Genomic DNA, 20058 nt, shown 5'->3' with positions numbered 1-20058 from the left:
CAAAAACCCTTGCCCTGCAAGGGTTTTTTACTTTTGAAATCTCATAATTCCTAAAATTGTTATTAACTGGTCACGATATTGGTCACAAAACCGGTTATTTGTAAATACTTTTGATTGGTATTACCCGGATTGACAGTCATTCAAAAAAAATTTCTGAAAACCAGGAAAAAGAGTCTCTAAATGATTATTAATACGCAAAAACAGAACAACCCCAAATTATAAATATTGGGGTTGTTCGTTTTTAGATTGGGAAGCATCATCTAGGTAATGATGTTCAATATTTAATTTTTGATAAATATTTTTCATTATTTCTTTATCATCAAAAAATAACATTCCATATTTAGATGATGCCGATTTCACTTTTTTAATCACATAGTTTGAATAAGAACACCCTTTAAACTCTGCTTGAATGTCAATATTATTGGATTTCTCCATTTCATGTGTAAACCAAAGCCTCTCTTTTATTGCATATTGCTGTTGACCATAGAGAAGAATCCGCATCTTTTTGCAACAATAATCAAATGTTTCTTTGTTTAAACCAACCAAACCAATTTCGTTCTCCTCTTTTTTCACTGAACTTTCTTCAGTGGATTCAAGGATGGAAGTAAATACAGATGGGTTCTGCCTAAGGTTTTTATATGCCTCATTTATATCCTCACCATTAAAATTTGTAATCATATACTTAACTAAAAAACCAGCTGTTCCATATTGAGAAATTTCTATTGCCTTCACTAATGATTGTAAAAGAATTATTAGTGCATTATTTTTCATGTTTATTTTGTTTTGGGCGGTAATCGCTCTGTACATAGGATTTAACGGTGGCTTTGCCTGTTCGTCCCCATCAATAATATGCTCTTTAAAGTCGTAGACAACTGTAGTCAGTAATCCTAAATTACCCTTTATTATTAATTTTTGAAAAAGGTTTTTATAGATGATTAACGTACTTTCTACTGGTAAATTTCTCAACCCACCCAAAAAGTGATTAAATTGTCGTTCGTTTGAAGTATCAAGCGAATCTAAAAATTCATTCAGACTTAACGTAAAATGCTGTTTAAGACTACCTTCACCGGCTAAAAACATTGAAAAATAAAGGTCTGTTAGTTTCTTCCCTTTATTGAAGTGATTGTTCTTGTAAGTGTGTAAGGTTAAGGATAATGTATTCCTCAGCAAAGAATTATAAATACCTAAGAACTGTTCCTTGTCCCTTTTCAATAAATAACTGGATACATTATCGATTCCGAATATATTGTTAGGTTCTTTTAATTTATCAATCACCCTAGAAAATGACTCTATATTTCCATCAAAATCTTTGTTCATATTATTATCTGCAATAAACTTAAGGTATTGAAAAATACTTTCTATATTATGATGCATAGATTTATATCGCTCATTTAGGAGTACATCAAATCTTTTTGTACGATAGAAAGAAGTTAATACATCTATGTATTCGCTTACCTGCCGAATGGAACTCCTTAACATTTTATCGGTATTCATCGAAGAAAATAGATACTTTATTAATTCAATTACAAATATGATGGCGATTCCGATGCCAAAAGCCCATATAGCAAATTTAAATACCAGAACTTTAGTACCATGTAAAGGGTGGAAATTTGCATAATCCTCCTGCTGCATAATAGATTCGATATTAGAGATAAGAGTATGCCCCGTAATCATTGTAAAAACAAGAATAATTATAGCCATTACCATTAAGCCATTTTTCTTTGTTTCATTATAAAGCGAAGGAGAAATAGATTTTTGTTCCCTATGAGTAAAAACATACATAGCAGATAAAATTGATAGTAAAGTCACTAATAAATTCGTGGTTGTTGAAATAATGTACTTTATTGTTACATCACCAAACCCCGCAAAGCCGGAAGGTGCAAATATACTTTTTACTACATTGAAAGTCCATTCAGGAGCTGGTTTAGTGAATGGTGGCATTAGAAAGTAGATAAAAATAAATAATAAATAAATTGCAAATAGAGTTAGATGTATATTATCTGATATCCTTTGCTTTAATTCCGACTTAAAGTAGAGATGGGTTGTAGATATAAATCTTCTTAAGCTGAGTTTAACCTCCCTAATATTCTCTACAGAAAAAAGCTTTTTCATTTCCAAATTCTCTATTTGTTTTTTTATTTTATTTAAGAACTGAAGCATTATGAAATTCCCCTTTAAAATAAGAAAGAGACGAGGAACCCCCCGTCTTTCCTGTTTTTATCACTATGCCTTCTGTGCCAATTGCGAGAAAAATTGTAGTAATTTTCTTTTATCAATGACGGCATTTTTGGGTGTCACTATCCAAGGTTCTTCTTGATGAGTAAGTTCTTCTAGATACTTACCATCAAATTGCCCGTAGGTGTCCCAAACCGTATTAATTATGTCAAGTTGTCTTTGTTTGATAATAGGCTTTCCCTTACTGTTTTTATTTTCAAAGTGTTCTTTCGGTATTGTTAAATACCTATGATGTTTATATTTAAAGTAAATATCCGGATTCACTGGTCCATGTTCCCAAGCCTCTAGGTTTTCAGTGAATAAGGGTTCACCCTTATTAAAAGCCATGTGCCAACCTTGGCAATAATATAATAATTTTTGGAGTTTCAGCGGAGTAATTGACCATTCGGTTCCTGGGTTGCTAACGCTTAATAAATATGAAGCAACATGCTCGACTTTTGGCATATTTCCTCCTCCTCCCTTTAATTCCATTTTATATTATAAAATTGAAATTGTCACCTGTGATTAATCAGTTTTGAAAAAGAAACGGAAACATACGTTTCCATTTCTTTCTTAATGTAATTTCTTAATTTTCTACGACTTATTTTTGAATAACATATTATCCAGGACATCAATTGTTTCCTTTTGCATAGATGGAAGAAGATGAGAATAAAATTGAAGCAAAATTTTTACGTTTGAATGTCCCAGCCTCTCCTGAACAAGCTTTGGACTAATTCCTTTTTTCATTAAAAGAGTAGCATGAGTATGACGTAATGAATGATAAGAAATTCTTTTCAAATCAGCTTTATGTGAAATATTATATAATGTTCTTAATAAATTCCTTGGATTTATCGGTTTTCCTAATGAAGTACATATGACCAAATTATTATCGACATAGTCAGCTCCACTTTTTTTCTTATCATTTTGAATTTCCTCAAACTTTTTCATAAGTTCATCCATTACATATTGAGGCATTTCCACTACTCTTCTAGAAGATTTAGTTTTCACTTTATTTCCAATTCTTTTACCGTCATGACTCAGAGTTTCTGTTATAAAGACACTATTATCTTTGAATGAAACATTATTCCACCTTAACCCTAGACTTTCACTTTGTCTTAATCCTCCTGTTGCAGCTAGTAGAAATGCAAGGTAGTAACTACTACTTTTTGCTTCGTCTAGGAGTAACCGGAGTTCTTCTTCTTCAAGGACAGTAATTTCCTTTTTCCTCTCATCTTTAGGTCTTTTTAAAGATTTAGCAGGATTTTCATCTGGTTTAATAAGCTTCCATTCTACTGCATCTCGAAAGGATTGCTTAATAACATTATAAATATCGATTTGACTTTTTAATGCAAGTGGTTCCACTTCTTCATCTTTACTCTCTTGCCTTGCTGCATTAAGAGGATACAAATTACTCATGAACCGTTCTAGGTGAAGAGGTTTAATTTTATTTATTTTTATATTTCCCAGCTCTGGAATTATCCTTTTTTCCACAATTAACTTATACTTGTCATAAGTTACTTTGGAAAGTTGTCTCTTTTTTGACATTAACCAGTCAGTCCTTATGAATTCACCGTAATTATTATTTGATGGTTCTAAATAGATTCCTTTGTTAACTTCTGATATAAAGTCTGCAAGTGCCTTTTCTGCTTCACTCTTGGAACTAAAGCCCCTTTTTTTCTTTTGTCTCCTTTTCCCATCAGCGCCGGGAATATCAACTACAAAATAATAATTTTTACTTTTGCTACTTTTGTCTTTTTTAACTGACCCTTTCATTATAGAATCCCCCTACATTTTATTATTCATATCCAATCATTCGACTTAAGCAATACCTTCTAACCATTCTTGAAAAACCTTCTTGTAAATTAGTATTCTCTTTCCCACTCTTACAGTATGGAACTGACCTGAGTGGACTAATTCATAAGCCTTATCATTACAGATATTAAGATATTCCTTAATGTCTTTGACGTTTAATATGTCAGGGTATTCGTTTAGTGTCTTCACTTTGAATCCTCCATTTTCTTTTATATGTTTTATCATTAAATTGACTTTTTAGTTAGGAATTCCCAAACTTATAGACTACCTTTAAGCCAGCTTACGAATATCTCCTTAGAATAGAGGTTGCCTGTTCCGATTCGCATTTGAGTAAAAGATTGGGTTTTTACTAATTCATAGGTTTGTCTGAGTCCTATCCCCAAAATATGTTTGATTTGTTGAGGAGTTAGAGTATCAGAATAGTCATCTAGGTTTTTCATTGTTGTTCTCTCCTTGTTATTGTTGAATTTAAAATAACAATTTAAGAATTAAAAAACATAAGATTTTCGATTTTTTTTATCCTTTAATAATTTTTTCTACTTTGAAAAAAATTAAATTAAAAAATGGACCAATTCTATTTGAAAATCTGTTAAAATATCCATTTTTATAAGAGGGAATAAAAAAGAGTATGCATCAGCATACTCAAATAAATTAAAGTATTTAATGAAAATGTTCTAAAAGCTTTTAAAAAAGTCATCTATTGAATCGAATATGGCGCCGGATTGTATACTTCCTGATGAATTATTATTCTGTTCTTCTAATATAGCGCTTGGCAATTGTAAGCATTTATATTGGTATTTTCCATATTGAAGTCTGCCCTTATATTTTTTGTTTAACAATTTCTTTGTAATTAATCCTTTTAAAACTAACTGGTTGATATCTTCTCTTATGTTGATGTCATCTCTTATTGCACAGTTCTTGGCAATAGACTTAATTGATACCTCGGCAATCATACTTTCTCTATCAGACCTACTTAACAAATATGCATATATTAGTTTCTGCCGCGGTGTAATTTTATCTGTGCGTAAAACAGCATAGTGCATAAAAAAGAAGTTACCTCGCAAATTAAGGTCTTCATTATTAATGATATAGAACTTATTTCCTTGACCTATTTTTTCTACCAGTTCGGCTTCTTCCAACCGATTTACAACTACCTTAAAGGTTGGGCGTGATATGCCGAAAAGCTGGCTTAATTCCTTTAAATTTGCATATGAATGGTTCAAACCATTAATACAGATAGAACTAAGATAAATGTACGCCATTTTATCTGTCTTTTTTAAACTGTTGATTTGGAACATCCCTTTGTAAACCATGAAGAAGTCTTTGCTAAAAATACCTGGATAACTCATTTTAATTCCCCTTCTCTTGAAATTTAGTGAACAACCATTATTTATAAAGTTCTTTAAAGAATCCTTCATGAGTATGAAAAATTTGAAGGGAGGCTGATGTAATATTCAGCAGCAACTATGTAAAGACTGAAGGTCAGTTAAAGTAAAAACAGGTGGGGTGCTATGTTAAAAAGGAAGGGGTTATTATCTAAATATACAAGTAACAAAATACAAGTATTTAATATACATATCAAAATACGTTCACAAAAACGATTTTCCTTATTTTTGCCGCCGAATCAATTAAGAACATCTTATTAAGTTGGATTAATATCGAGTGTCTTTTTAAATTGTGAAAGAAAAATGTATTTATTCTATTTTTCAAACAAAACAATACGGAGTATAGTATGTTTAAATTAAGGGAGGAGGAAATCAATGAAAAGGGAAAAAATTCAACCACATTGCGTGGTATGTCTAAAACCATTTAAAAGGACAGACTTAGTACATACTGCCACTTTCGATTTGCAAATTCAACATGCCAATTGTTTTATGTTTAAAAGAGAATTTATAAATGATAGTGGCACATACGAAGAAGTTGTTAATAAATATCCTAACTTTAAAAAATCGTTCATAGTATCTGATAAACCAGTTACAAACTTACCACTAGTTGCTGCCCATAAAATACGAGTTTAGATTATTAATAAATGACAGTGGGCATCAGCTTACTGTCATATTTTCTTTCCTCTTCTTTCATCCTATGTAACACTATCTCATAGTCCTCTAATAATTCAGTTTACTATTTCATATATGTTAAACCATAGAAGATGAATAACTTATTCTAGTTTTACCCCTTTTTTTAAATACCATTTATAATCTTAACAGTTGTAAGAAATCAATATATGGCAATACGCTAGGAGGAATATAGAGGCATGCGCCGTTTGAGCTAGATTTTATTGCATACGCAAAGAGTATGCGAGAGCAACATATTTTCACTTTTCCTCTAAGATAGCCATATTTTAATATTCTACATTAACCAACATAGTAGCTTGATAAAAACTATTCTCATCAAGCTACCAACTTACAACTTTGTTAATTGATTACTCTTTTATATAGATTATTGACTGCCAATCAATAATCTTTTCCAATACTTAATCATTCTCTCTTTTATGGGGCAGAACATTACCGCCAATAATGTGTCTGTCTATGTCATCGTGAAAACTCGTTGCCAGCGAGGTACCATAGATGATATCGGGTTCGCGACGTGCATGGAGACATGCCTGCGTCGTGGAAACGGGGGCTGTGGGGTTAAAAACCTGCTTCTACCCACTTAAAGTTTTTTGTGAAGTTCAAAAGGTATATGGGCGACTTAGACAAAATACGATTTTAACAATGTGAAATCGTGTGTTTCATTCCGAAAGTTGGTGTGTATCTTTAAGATACGAATCCACCTCGTACTGCACTAGAAATGGTGTGAGTATTGAGCCGCAAGGGGGAGCCTAGCTGTCAAAGATGGTTAATATTCAGTAATGGATAAGGTGAATAGCTCAACCCGGTAAAGGTCCATCAGCATGTTGATGGTTAAAGCACGCAGCGAGTTGTGTCGGCGATTGCAAAGCGGTAAGAAAATACAGAGAGGCAAGACCTGAGCGCGTTGAAGATATAGTGTAACCGAAGATTTAGTAGGTAGGGGTTTTCTATATTCTCCCCTGTGATTCGTCAAAGAATGGCACAAACTATATTGGAGCAACCTCCACTGTATTTTTGTTGTAGGTTTGGAACTAATAAGGCAGGTCCGAACGGCTAACTAATTTTTCTAGAATATATATGGAAGAATAGTTTAGTGCGAGGATTAGAGCTTTCCCGATTAGGTTCTATAAAATAGAGCGATTGATGTGTAATTAGCATCTACATAATTAAATTTGTGTTCCTGCGAGGGTAGTGGGAGTCGTAGAGCTAGTGACTGTGGCGGTCATACAAATAGCGAAACCAAAAGGGATTACCGTGTGTAGAAGAGAGAATGAAGGGATATAATGTTTTTTCTGTGGCAAGAGAAAACAATCTCTGGGCTTGGCAGCTCGTACTCATGATTTTTTTCCCATCGGGAGGTGGACTGTATATGAGTATTAAGTATAGATATGAATTAGATTCATGGCAGGCATTATTGCAACAATTAAATAACCTTGTTAGTAGTAAATGCAAATATTACTTTTGGCATTTAACATATCTTCCAGATAGCAAAAGAGATAAATGGGGTTCAATTGATTTGAAACTGATAGAGCGTTATCAAACAAATAAAACTCCAAAACAAAGATTGTCCATACGTAAAAAAGGCTATGCCAGATTTATGTATCTTAGATGGGAACATATTGTTTTCATTGTCCATACTGAAGGTCAAATTCCAGCAGGTGTGGAACAGGACAAATTCTATGATATTCGGAAGATACCAATTAATTTTGAATTAAGTGACTTGGTAGGCTTTCAAATTGAAAATTTGAAGGGAAAAACCAGCATAAAATTGAACAATAATACTTTTAATACAGTTAAAGAAGAGTTAAGAATGATTGCAAAATCTGGTGATATCCTAAAAATGAGGAATACCTTTCATAAGCTAAATGGGTTTCCTTCGTGGTCAGGAATCATTACACAAAAGAAAGTTTTGGCTGAATTTTTAACTAAAGAAGCAAAGAAGCATAATGTAAACTCCAGAAATTTTAGTTATTCCAGTCTCTTTATTAGAATGCAACGTAAGGCTGTGAAAACTTGGAGATGAAAATTGTAGTAATTAAAATCAATTAGGGAGAGATTTATTAGTCAGGTATTCTACTACACCTCTCCCTTGTATTTTTATTATTATTAAAATGTAATCACTTAGCAAGTGGTTCCGAGAGGTAATTAAATCTTTATAAACAGTTATTTCATCAACTACCACCGCAAGTAAAAAAACATCTATCCTCCTACACAATTAGGAAACCCCTTTTACGAACCGTATTGTAATTTGATAATTCCGAAAATAAAAACATTAAGGAAACTAGAAAAAAAAACTGAATCCTAAGTTTTTTGATTACTTTTTTGCTAATTTGAGAATACGAAATATCAATAAGCACTTATCAAAATTTATTAAAAGAGAGGAACTAAAGATTATGTTGACAACATCTGTAATTAAGGCCAACCAATAAAGAGATTAAGCAAGGAGAACTTATTCACATTAGTAAACATAATACTTTCTATGCAAAAAAGGAAGACCACATAACAATCCCAAAAGAAAAAATTAGTGATATCATATTGAAAATTTAGGAGGAATTTTTCATGCACTTTGTTAATGAAATGCACAAAGGAAATTATGATTATTTAATGGGGAAATATCACTTAGCACCTGGCGAGGATGCTCAATATGAATCCACTATTTATGTTGCTGCATACCCTGATATTTACAAGGCAATTAATCTAACAAAACTCTCAACGATGTTACATATGTCCCCATTGTATACTCTTACAGAATGGAATGATTACGAAGAAAAACATGTCTTTATAGCTCCGGAACTTACAGGCGCGACTCGTAGAATGTGTCAACTAGCCCTGTCTCTTTATAATGGTTTTCCGGTATCTTTAGATGATGTTTTTGGCTCGGTTAGTAGTCCAGAAATAATAAGGGTTCTATTCCAGGCAATGAAAATCCGGTTAAAAATCTGTGGTAATATCGAATGTTAGCTTGTGAAACCTAAGCTATTCATTAGGATGCAGGAAATAACCCGTAAAATTTTGGAGAGAATAAAAAATAACAATTAAATTATAAGAGCGAGTATGAAATAAATTCACACTCGCTCTTTCGCTTATATATTCCAAGGCTCAACATGCCGGTATAGAGTTGGCGGCAATCCAATCAATTTTACATCTAATTTTAGTGAACTCTCCACTGTGGTGCTCGCACTGTGAATCCTTGCAGAGATTGTCCAACCCTCGTCACAAACTATAATAATAGTATTATCCGAGTTTTCTTTAAAGTGAATTTCATAAATTCGACTAGGTAATCTTAATAATGGCATTCTAAGTTGTGGGTTTCTACCAATTGCTCTCATATTTAAAGTACCATATAAATTAAAACCTTGAAGTTCTGTGGTTCTACTTCTTGTGTTTACAATTGCTTTATAAAAATCATTTCTCCCTAAAAGATAACTTAATAACCTTCTAGGAATTTCTCCTGGATACATAGTGTCTAAGCGTCTTAATTCACTAATTAACGCTTCTAAGATTGGAATGTAATATCTCTCAGCTTTGTCAGTTAAATCTCTCCACTTAACTCCCTCTGCTCTTAGTAACTGAAGTTCTTCAAAAATTGGTCTTATTTCATTGAAATATGAGTCAGTTGATTGATAACCAAACCACGAACGTCCGATATCAATTGTAGGAGACAATCTAGAATGTTTTAACGCAGTGTGGTTATTTTTGCATGAAATACCTATCTCCCAGTCATCTGCACTTCTAATTGCCAAAACATCGCGAACATCACCAGCTTGTCCGGCAGCATCTTGTTGCAATGTGAGTTGTAAAGGATTAGCTCCTAAGTGTAGACGGGGTTCTAATCGCAGAAGTATGTCAATACCCGCATCTGCTGCTAAATCCATTTGTTCTCTACTCGCTTCTTCAAATGAGAGGTATGCTGTTCTAGCAGTAGCCAATGGGTTAGATTCGACAATTAAAATTTCATTTTCAGCATTCAATTTACTCTCAAGAGATTTAAGAAATGCGTATTCTAACGCTTTTCCGTTTCTTGTTTGGGTCGTCATTAAACCACTACCTTTGTATGCTTGTTACTCACCTTTAATGCATCTATTAATGTACTGTATAGTTCCCTAGCAATAACTTCCGCAAGTTTAGGAGGAACAGCATTTCCAATTTGTTTATATTTGCTCACTAAATCTCCTACAAACTCCATTCCTTCTGGAAAAGTTTGAATTGCTGCTGCTTCCTGCCAACTAAATCTCCTTGTAACTCCTTCGCCAAACTCCCATAAATCTTTATCAAGCTTTATCATATCGGGCGAACTTGGATGTAAAGTGACCTGTTTGGCCATAGCAGGAATAGTATAGCTAACCTCATCCCAATTACGTTTACGATTTCTGCTCATATATCTAGGAGAGTAAGGAGCTTGACATACATCATTAGGGTTCGGTTCTGGCATATTTCCTATGACATCGTATAGGTCTCTTCTTCCGGTAGGCTCAGGGAAGGTAAATCCTTTATCAATATCTTTTCTAATACCAATTAAAATTACACGCCACCTATCTTGTGGCACACCATAGTCTGCTGCGTTCAATAACTGGTAATAAAGGTTATACCCTTTTGAACTAAAGTCCTCTACAATGGCATTCATGATATCGCCATTTCCAAGCGTCAATAAACCTTTTACGTTTTCTCCAATAAAAGCATATGGTTGTTTAGCTTCTATTACTCTTGAAAGTTCTTTATATAGTTCGTTCCTCACATCAAGAACCTTTCTGGGACCAGCAGCCGAGAATCCCTGGCAAGGAAACCCCCCAGTAACGATATCTACATCGGGTATATCATCTGCATCAATCTTTTTGATGTTACCACAAACTACCTCGGCATCTGACCAAGAGGCAAAAGTTTGACAAGCATCTTTATCTATATCATTCGCATAAATAGTTTCGAAACCCTCTGATTGGTCTAAGCCTTTGTCTAGTCCACCGGCACCTGCAAATAATGATGCAACTTTAAACTTTTTACCCTGTTCCATGCGTTTCACCTCATAGCTGTTAATACTATTATTTATTATACTTTTATTTGACATTATATCCAACTCCAAATCTATCTATTTTTAACAGGGAATATATGTTCTATTTGGAGTATAAACTAATATTACTTTTAAATAAAAGGAATTACTCCAACAAATGAGATATTTTATAAAAAAACAAAAGAACCTAGGTACCTAGGCTCTTTTGGGCTGCTGTTTGTTTGGTTGATTTTTTAAGGTCGTTAATATTTGCTTTTTCTCCACCTTAAATTCTTCCACAAATGCTAGGTCAACGTCATATTCAACATGTGGGATACCACCTATTTCTGGATACTTTGGAAAACCCTTTTTTACTTCATAAAAGTTTTCCTTTTCTATTTCCAAGCGTATAGGGTTATCAAAGCCTCCCATCGGATACCCATAAGAAAACAATTTTTCATGAAATTTTTCCAAAATAAGAGAATCCTTTGGCATCTTCGAAGCTAAACGCTCTACGACTTCAATTACTGTTTCTCCATTCACTTCAGATGGATTTATTTTTATAATATGAAGGTATAGGTTCCGTTGATTATTCGTGGAAAGCTGCTTATTTCCATGAATTCGAATTAAGCTATTACTTGTTACCTTCGTTTCAATATTACAAGTCGAGAACTGAAAGTCTTGAACATTTTTTAATGGACCTACCCAAGCAGAAATAATTTCAGGGAGCCATAATTTGTCATTCAGCCTTTCAATAGTAATTAACTCGCCGTATAGCCCTTTTTGTTTAGCTACAGAAAAATTCTTATCCCCATGTTTTAAGAAGAATTCCTGCCACAGGGAAATTCTTCTTATTGCAGTACCTACCATTTTTTTTTCTTCATTTATATCTTCTAAAATGCTTTTTAAGTCTTCTGTTATTCTTAGGAAAAATGAAAAATTATTTTCTTCTCTACAAGTAATTGTTAAGGCGTATCTTGCTCCCTTAATAAATGGTATAGTTTTCCAACCTAACTGAAAACCTTTGCACTTAGGAAGAACTACATCTGGTTTTGAAGATTCAACGAGCTCAACTGCAAAATGGCATTCTTTTGTTACCCTATTATAAAAAACATAAAAATGGTGTTTTTTTGACTTCACCTTTTTCCAGATGATTGCTTCTGTAGTTGGAAGTTTAGCATCTAATTCATGCATTTTTTCCCATAAGCTTCTCATACTACATTTCCGCCTAGCACATTTTTTAAATAATAAACAAGATTTGCCATTGTTTTTCGATTTTCATATTTGTCGCATTCGGGAAGCATAATATGAAATCCGATAGGAGCAATTTTAAGTTTATCTTCACTCTTCAGTTTAAGAGTATTATTAATATGGTCAGGACAAAAGGTATATATTATTATTGAACCATGTTCACCACGTATCGGCCGTACCTTTTTTTCGGTTATAGAGTTATCATTTGGATATATTTCATCATAACGATTCCTCTGTTCCTCAGTTAGCCCTAATTTTAAATGTGTGCCTGATATTGTACGTCCACCATTAATTACAGCATAATTTGAATCATCTTCTACAAAGCTGGCACTTCGTTTAACGGCAGACACATTATACGGACCTATTTGAAGGTCGTTTTCCCCTTTAGTCCGCTTGGTCTTAACTAACACAACATCAAAATACTTTAGATGATTAAATTTCCGGTTAACCTCCTCTATATAGTCCCTCAATAACAGAGCTTCTCTAAACCTAGAGTATTTACTTATTTTCATTTGTAATAAGTAGTCTATTACCTTAGATGATTCAACGTTACGCCAACTAATCTCATTCTCATTATATGGAGTACCTAATGAGCTAATAAAATTTGCCGTTACGTTTTGATTGTGTTCCGAAACCTTATCATCAAGTTTAAAAGAGGCCATATCTGAGGCGAATCCTGAAAAAGAACTTTCTACTGCCTCATACCTTCGCATCTTCTTTTTAGATGTAGGTTTTAAATAACCTTGAAGCATATCTTCTATATAGAAACCAAAGTCTTTCGGCGTTTCCCCTTTCTTTTCCATCTGCTTAAATTGTGTAATAAGTTGAAAAACAACTTGAGCAGACATTCTTAGAATCAGTTGAATCTCCTTATTTGCATATACTCTTACTAAATCTCTATATCCATCTCGATATCCGTAAAATCGACCACATTGTAGAACCGTATCTACTTGGAGAGAATTCCTACCATAATAACTGGAAGTTAGCCCTTCAATAGTAACACCTCTTGAAAGGGTAGCCCCCCCTACACAAATTACTTTTAGAGGTCTTCCATTCTCCTTTTCAAAACCATGATAATCTAAAAAATCTGCATCCTTATCACTGTTAATTTTGTATACCCCTTCTAGTTCTTTAAGAAATTCAGCAATCTCTAACTTTATTTCATTAAAATGAAAATCCATATCATATACTACTGTCGTACCAAATTTATTTGAGTCTATTTCTTCCATTTCTTTTGAGGTTCCAATAAAATCTTCTAGCCATAATTTTTCAATTTCTTCCCAAAAATCATTTTCTTTTCCCTTACTGAATACGCTATTCTTTACTTCATCTAGGTATTTTTCAACTGCAAGTTTCACATCAGTATGAGAAGACATACTTGTGGATATATGAATCAACATAGAACAGTGTTGGTGTCCATATCCTCGCAGCCGTCGGATTGCGCCAGATAAGAGAAAAGTATTTATAGCCACTTTTAAAGACGGATTAATACCGTATTCTGGATAGTTCCAATCATGAATTGTTTTCCCATTAAACGAATCCAATTCATCTGTTTTTCGCATTAGTGGCATTCGCTTAATAACAGACCCATTATAATCGATTCCATGAAATTCAAAAGGACCGATATAATTGATAGGAGGCTGCATTAAGAATATAAAATCCTTTGGAAATAAATCATCTCCTTCAGTAGGGTCTAGAAAAATATTAGCGAATGGTGTTGCGGTATAGCCCACGAGCGCGTTTTTTCTAAAAAGACCCAATATTTTTCTTATTTCCCTGTTAATTGCACTTGGTTTTTCAGTTTTTTCCCCTGTATTTGAGCAGTGGTCGGCCTCATCGTCCACTATAAGCAACGATTGGTCAATTATTTTATTTACGCCGGACTTAAATATTGGTAAACCTTTTAACCATGTATAGAGTGCAGTTAAACCTTCAACGTTCTTTTTTACAACAAAAATAATTTGCTTATTCCCATTGTAAGGAGGTAAATGACGCATCCGTTCTCTTCCAACATCTCCATTTAAATCTTTTGTACCATGTGGTTCCTTCTTATCTCTTTTTGTCAGAGGCTCTACTAATGAAGCGTTTTCCAGTTTTTCACCGATTCCAATCCTTCTGCCTGTCAATGTATCAATACCTATTACGTCAAATTCCATCCTCTTTTGTGCCTGGTTCCGTAAAATAACTGGTATACCAGCTAAAATAATGATTATGTCATAACCCAAATCAAGTGCCTTGTTTATTAAAGCAGCATAATTTCGAGTTTTCCCAGACTGGACAAAGCCACAAACTAGTCCACGAATAGTAAACTCTACTTCTTCACTTGGAATTGGTAGGTTGAGTAGGATTTTATCAGTATCATTATCCAAGTTCTTTATTACATTTTCCTTTACATGATAGTTTTCAATCATATGCCTACAATAGGCATTCCATTGATTCCAAAAAGAGGTATTTAACTTCATTTCCTCCAACCTCTTCGTTTTCTCTTCAATTGTCTCTTTGTTATCATTGGTCAATATTATTCCTTCGTTAGTTGTAACAAATTTTATGTCCAAGGCATATTCCATCAGTTGTTTTACCATAAATGGAAATTCCTTAAGATATTCATCAATACTTAGTTTTTTTATAGTGCAATGTGATGTTATTACATCATTTATTATTTGAAGAGCTTCTTCTTCAGTAATTGAGTCTTCATACTCTTTTAAATACAAAGTAAGAAGTGTTTTTAACCTAGATAGTTCCGTATTTATCGTCTTCATTTTTAGAGCTCCTTTTTTACAAATTATTTAATTTACGATTTCTCCATTCGCTCGGCCTTGAATCTTCATGCCATTTTATTAAAGGTCGAGATTATATTTAGGTGTTTGAGTTATTGCATAAATTTATGTATTGCAATAATTGGTAATTATGGAATTTGGGTAATCTAGTTGCTCTAAAAACAGAAAAAGATGCCCCTTAAAAACAGGAGCATCCTTTTCTGTTTATTTAGTTACTACGTAGTCAGAATGGGCATCTTCAACATTTTGCACAAATGTTTCTTCCCATTCTGCAGCATCTTCATATTCACCCAATTTTACTACATGTCCTCGAATAGCCTCTTCCAAACCATTCTCGTCCATATTAATGAATTTTTTCCCCATCGCTTTATGCTCTTTTAACCATTCTTGAAAAACCTGGTCTACAGTTTGGCTATCTGTGAGATGACCATACCGGCGATTTTCTAAAATATTCTTAACTCTTTCTTCAAATGTCATAATTTAGCCTCCTTGTTTTTGACTTATTTATTTTACCAATAATATCTAGCGAATAAAATATATTAATTGAATATTTTAACTTTTACCTTCTCACTAATAAATAACAGTTTCCGGCTCCTTATAAATCTTTGTTATATCAATAATTAAGGTTTGTGAATTTAATTATTAGGAGTCACCATTAAGAATTAAAAATTAATTTGCTTGGTCACAATATTGGTCACAGTTTAAAAAGTAACATTCCGTAATAGAGGACAAAATATTAACTAAAATATAATAAGAACGCCTATTAAAACACTCCCTACGGAACCAAATTGTAAAGTAGGAAAAGCTTATCTCAACGCTGGCAGCGTTGAGGTCAGGGGTTCGAGCCCCCTATTCTCCACTAACAAAAAAGCTGCAAAACCAATTGGTTTTGCAGCTTTTTTCGTTATGAATTACGTTTTTGATAATAAACTAACGTTTCATATGCCCTTAATTTACCGTGTTCTACTTCTTTATAATTCTGTACAATCAATTCTGCTTGTGCCATTTCAGTTAAAAAGATTTCTTCCTCAATAAACATTTCCTCGCTGCTAAAGTTACATAACACCACAACCTTTTCATTCTCACTTCTTCGCTCATATGCAAAAATCTTTGGATGATCCTCTAATAATAGATTGAAGTCACCGGTTGTGATGACATCTAATTTCTTTCTAAGAGAGATTAAATGTTTATAGTGATAAAAAATAGACTCTTTATCTGCTAAAGCGGCTTCTACATTAATTTCTTTATAGCGTGGATTTACTTTGATCCATGGAGTTCCTTTCGTGAAGCCGCTATGAATTTGTTCGTTCCACTGCATAGGAGTCCGGGCGTTGTCCCTGCCTTTTACATAAATCGAGTTCATGATATCTTCTGTTGGAACTCCAAGAGAACGTTTTTCTCTGAACATATTTAATGTCTCGACGTCTTGATATTGTTCGATCGATTCAAACTTCACATTTGTCATTCCGATCTCTTCACCTTGATAAATATAAGGTGTCCCCTGCATCATGTGAAGGCAAGTCGCAAGCATTTTGGCAGATTCCACTCGGTACTCCTGGTCATCACCAAACCGGGAAACAATCCTTGGCTGGTCATGGTTATTCCAATACAAGCTATTCCAACCTGTGCCATGCAATTCAGTCTGCCATTTTGTCAGATTCTCCTTTAAATCAACCAAGTTCAAAGGTTTGAGATCCCATTTTTCAGTAGGACCACTATCTAAGCCCATGTGTTCAAAGGTGAAAATCATGTTAATTTCCTTATTTTCAGGATTTGTGTACATCACCGCATCTGCAGTACTCGCTCCCGGCATCTCCCCAACAGCCAAAATATCGTATTGAGATAGAACTTTTTCATTCATCTCTCTTAAGTATTCATGTATCTTTGGTCCGTTTACGAAGTATGGACCTCCATCTCCATATATGGCACCTTCTTTAACCTCCCCATTTGGAAGATCAGGGACCTTAGAAATAAAGTTAATGACGTCCATACGAAAACCGTCTATGCCTTTATCAAGCCAAAATTTCATCATGGTGTAAATTTCATTTCTTAGAGCTGGATTTTCCCAGTTCAAGTCAGGCTGTTTTTTTGAAAAAAAGATGCAGATAATATTCATTTGTATTTTCGTCATAATCCCAGGCCGGCCCACTAAAAATCGATCCCCAATTGTTCGGCTCTTTTCCGTTTTTTCCTGGCTTCCAAACATAATAGTCTCGATACGGATTATCCGGGCCTTTCTTCGATTCTACAAACCAGGAGTGTTCGTCAGAAGTATGATTCACTACTAAATCCATGATGATTTTCAGTCCTCGCTGATGAGCAGCATCAAGAAGATGATCCAAATCCTCCATCGTTCCAAATTCCTTCATTATTTGGTAGTAATCCCTTATGTCATAACCGTTATCGTCATTTGGAGAGTCATAGATAGGACTTAGCCAGATCACATCCACGCCAAGCTCCTTTAAGTAATCCAACTTTTGGATAATCCCCTGCAAATCCCCAATACCATCCCCATTGGAATCATAAAAACTTCTAGGATAGATTTGATATACAATACTTTTTTTCCACCATTGTTGGTCATTCTTTACCTTTTCCACTACAGTATCTCGATTTTCCATTTCTCCGGCTCCCTTACTTCAGATAAATTCTCAACCCTAACGTCTCCCGAGTAGCCATAAACCTTCATCCCTTTTACTTGGCTTTTCCATTGCTTATCTCCACTTATATTTACATTAACTCTCAGATAACCGTCATTCATATCAGTTTGGAAATTCGTGATGGAATAATGACCATCTTTATAGCCATGGGAACTTCCATCATCTTCATACAAACTGAACTTCCCATTATCACCACCATAAACTTCAATCTCAAGGATTTGATTTTCAGTTGTATTTTGAACCTCTGACCCCATAGGAAGAATAGTTCCTTCTTTTATAAAGATTGGGAGCTTATCTAATGCGGCCTCTATTAAGACATACTTTCCACCTTGATAGGATTCTTTAGTCCAGTAATCATACCAAACTCCCTCAGGAAGATAGATGGACCGATGGGTGGTACCCGGACGTAAAATAGGCGCGATCATGACATTGCTCCCCAATAGGAACTGATCGCTGATATTAAATGTATTTTCATCCTCTGGATATTCCATCACAAGAGGACGAACGATTGGAACTCCCGTTTGAGATGACTCATGGAAAAGGGAATATAGATAAGGGAGCCACTTATATCTCAGCTTGATGTATTTTTTTACTATTTCAGTTGTGTCTTCACCAAAAACCCATGGCTCCTGGCGGATACTGTCCTGTACACTATGATTTCTGAAATAAGGCATGAAAGCCCCGACCTGTGTCCACCTAATCAACAATTCGGGTGTACAGTCAGAAGAGAAACCGCCAACATCCGCTCCAGTAAAAGCAACCCCTGATATGCCAAGATTCATAATCATTGGCAGTGACATTTCAAGATGCTCCCAGTGGCTTCGGTTATCTCCCGTCCAGACGGTGGCATATCTTTGGATACCCGCATAACCAGCACGGGTCAAAACGAAAGGACGTTTATCGGGGAGTAGCCCTGAAAGTCCTTCGGCAGTTGCTTTGCTCATATAGAGTCCGTAGGTGTTGTGCATCTCCAAATGCGGTTTCAGTTCTCCATCCACATCATGCATCACATCGAGATCCATGGTCTTGCTTTCATTGAAGACAGACGGTTCATTCATATCATTCCAAATTCCTTCAATGCCGAGATCGGTATAGAATTTGTGCAAACTTCCCCACCAATTCCTTACCTCAGAATTCATAAAGTCAGGAAATGCACTCGTTCCAGGCCAGACATCCCCATAATAAATCTGTCCATCAAGATACTTACAAAACAAGCCCTTGTTTACCCCTTCTGCGTACACAGGATACTGAACATCCTTTTTAACTCCTGGATCTACAATTGGCACAACCTTAATCCCGCTATTTAATAAGGTAGAGATCAGATTTTCAGGTTGCGGAAAATGATCCTTATCAAAGGTAAATACTCGATATTCCCTCATATAATGGATATCGAAAAATATACAATCCAGCGGGATGCCTTCTTGTTTGAACCGATTAGCGACTTCCAGGACCTCTTCTTCTGATCGATAGCTATAGCGGGACTGATGATATCCAATCGCCCATTTGGGAGGCAGACTCATCTTTCCTGTCAGCTCGGTATAAAGGGTAGTGATTTCCTTTAAGTTCTCACCAGCAAAAACGTAGAAGTCGAGTTGCCCACCATTGGCACTCATCCTGTATTTATTTGAGTAGGTCTGGGTATCAAATTCGGTTTTAAATGTATTATCAAAGAAAAGTCCATAAGATCTCTGCTTGTTATGTACAGCAAAATATGGGATGGATTGATACAGCTCGACCGTGTCCTTATTGTGCGGTGCATAAACGTCCGTATTCCACATCGACAGTTTCGAACCTCTCTTATTGAGGAATCCAGTCTTTTCCCCAAATCCGTAAAAGACATCATCAGTCTCCATCAGTGCATCAAAAAAGACTTCTCCACTGTTTTTATAAAAAGCTGACGGACTCCCCGATTGGAATATTGTTCCTTGGTCATTCGATATCTTTATTGTGAAAGGTACTTTGGTCACCTCAACTTTTACCGAATCACAGGTAATCATTAATAGGTCATTCGTTTCCTGAAACGATGCCTCATGAGGAACTTGCTTAAGTGAAACAGCAATGCTCGATGCCGAGTCTACTTTTCCAAATGGATTTATGATGATTCTAGGAATCTTTTTTTCTGCAAAATAAATCAAAAACTCACCATGCTCATTAGTGCCTGTTAGCATATGATCTTTCCACGCGAAAGATTTGACTGACCCGACATGTAATTTAGGCTCGCCTTCGATCTTTTCCTGGGTTGGAAGGATAGCAAAACTAGTTGTATCTAACACATTCATACCTCCATGAAC

The 20058-nt window shown here is 34.7% G+C and carries 15 protein-coding genes and 1 pseudogene; 3 read left to right on the top strand and 13 right to left on the bottom strand.

Translation table 11 applies throughout. The features are described 5' to 3' along the window. Positions 1-216: 216 nt before the first annotated feature. The 6 genes from LC048_RS02815 to LC048_RS02790 form a co-directional block, all read right to left on the bottom strand. Positions 217-2160, bottom strand: a complete 1944-nt coding sequence (locus tag LC048_RS02815; RefSeq protein ID WP_226601989.1) for a hypothetical protein — start codon at positions 2158-2160, stop codon at positions 217-219. A 63-nt stretch (positions 2161-2223) separates the two neighbouring features. Further along, positions 2224-2679 carry a Panacea domain-containing protein gene (locus LC048_RS02810; protein WP_226601988.1) on the bottom strand — a complete coding sequence of 152 codons (456 nt, stop codon included), beginning with the start codon at positions 2677-2679 and terminating at the stop codon, positions 2224-2226. Between the two features lie 129 nt (positions 2680-2808). Continuing rightward, positions 2809-3987, bottom strand: coding sequence for a site-specific integrase (locus LC048_RS02805; RefSeq protein WP_226601987.1), 1179 nt, complete (start codon positions 3985-3987; stop codon positions 2809-2811). A 45-nt stretch (positions 3988-4032) separates the two neighbouring features. Then, positions 4033-4215: a helix-turn-helix domain-containing protein gene (locus tag LC048_RS02800; RefSeq protein ID WP_226601986.1), complete on the bottom strand. Its 183-nt coding sequence runs from the start codon at positions 4213-4215 to the stop codon at positions 4033-4035. A gap of 68 nt (positions 4216-4283) precedes the next feature. Continuing rightward, positions 4284-4466 carry a MerR family transcriptional regulator gene (locus LC048_RS02795; protein ID WP_226601985.1) on the bottom strand — a complete coding sequence of 61 codons (183 nt, stop codon included), beginning with the start codon at positions 4464-4466 and terminating at the stop codon, positions 4284-4286. Positions 4467-4700: 234 nt separating this feature from the next. Further along, positions 4701-5375 (bottom strand): helix-turn-helix domain-containing protein, encoded by a 675-nt coding sequence (locus LC048_RS02790; RefSeq protein WP_226601984.1) that lies wholly within the window; start codon positions 5373-5375, stop codon positions 4701-4703. Between the two features lie 411 nt (positions 5376-5786). Here LC048_RS02790 and LC048_RS02785 point away from each other — a divergent pair, with 411 nt between their 5' ends. From LC048_RS02785 to LC048_RS02775, 3 genes are all read left to right on the top strand, one after another. Continuing rightward, the gene (locus tag LC048_RS02785; protein WP_226601983.1) at positions 5787-6044 is read left to right on the top strand and encodes a hypothetical protein; all 258 of its coding nucleotides are present in this window, start codon (positions 5787-5789) and stop codon (positions 6042-6044) included. 1423 nt (positions 6045-7467) lie between these two features. After that, positions 7468-8121 (top strand): hypothetical protein, encoded by a 654-nt coding sequence (locus LC048_RS02780; RefSeq protein ID WP_226601982.1) that lies wholly within the window; start codon positions 7468-7470, stop codon positions 8119-8121. A 536-nt stretch (positions 8122-8657) separates the two neighbouring features. Continuing rightward, positions 8658-9059 carry a hypothetical protein gene (locus tag LC048_RS02775; protein WP_226601981.1) on the top strand — a complete coding sequence of 134 codons (402 nt, stop codon included), beginning with the start codon at positions 8658-8660 and terminating at the stop codon, positions 9057-9059. 122 nt (positions 9060-9181) lie between these two features. On the opposite strand, the gene LC048_RS02770 is transcribed toward LC048_RS02775, so the two are convergent. The 7 genes and pseudogenes from LC048_RS02770 to LC048_RS02740 form a co-directional block, all read right to left on the bottom strand. Then, positions 9182-10135, bottom strand: coding sequence for a HaeIII family restriction endonuclease (locus LC048_RS02770; RefSeq protein WP_226601980.1), 954 nt, complete (start codon positions 10133-10135; stop codon positions 9182-9184). Then, positions 10135-11160: a DNA cytosine methyltransferase gene (locus LC048_RS02765; protein WP_226601979.1), complete on the bottom strand. Its 1026-nt coding sequence runs from the start codon at positions 11158-11160 to the stop codon at positions 10135-10137. Before LC048_RS02765 ends, LC048_RS02770 begins: the two co-directional genes overlap by 1 nt. A 138-nt stretch (positions 11161-11298) precedes the next feature. After that, entirely contained in the window at positions 11299-12297 is a 999-nt protein-coding gene (locus LC048_RS02760) for a PD-(D/E)XK motif protein (RefSeq protein WP_226601978.1), read from the bottom strand. Continuing rightward, a complete protein-coding gene (locus tag LC048_RS02755) occupies positions 12294-15092 on the bottom strand; it encodes a Z1 domain-containing protein (protein ID WP_226601977.1) in 2799 nt (932 codons plus the stop codon). Before LC048_RS02755 ends, LC048_RS02760 begins: the two co-directional genes overlap by 4 nt. A gap of 222 nt (positions 15093-15314) precedes the next feature. Further along, positions 15315-15587, bottom strand: coding sequence for a hypothetical protein (locus tag LC048_RS02750; RefSeq protein WP_226601976.1), 273 nt, complete (start codon positions 15585-15587; stop codon positions 15315-15317). Between the two features lie 427 nt (positions 15588-16014). Next, positions 16015-17728, bottom strand: a pseudogene (locus LC048_RS02745) (glycoside hydrolase family 13 protein). Beyond that, the gene (locus LC048_RS02740) at positions 17707-20040 is read right to left on the bottom strand and encodes a glycoside hydrolase family 31 protein (protein ID WP_226601974.1); all 2334 of its coding nucleotides are present in this window, start codon (positions 20038-20040) and stop codon (positions 17707-17709) included. Before LC048_RS02740 ends, LC048_RS02745 begins: the two are co-directional and overlap by 22 nt. Positions 20041-20058: the final 18 nt, after the last annotated feature.

The sequence above is a fragment of the Mesobacillus subterraneus genome, from assembly GCF_020524355.2.
GTDB lineage: Bacteria > Bacillota > Bacilli > Bacillales > Cytobacillaceae > Mesobacillus > Mesobacillus subterraneus_C.
The sequence above is the reverse complement of the archived record's forward strand: the minus strand, read 5'-3'. Positions and strand labels throughout refer to the sequence as shown.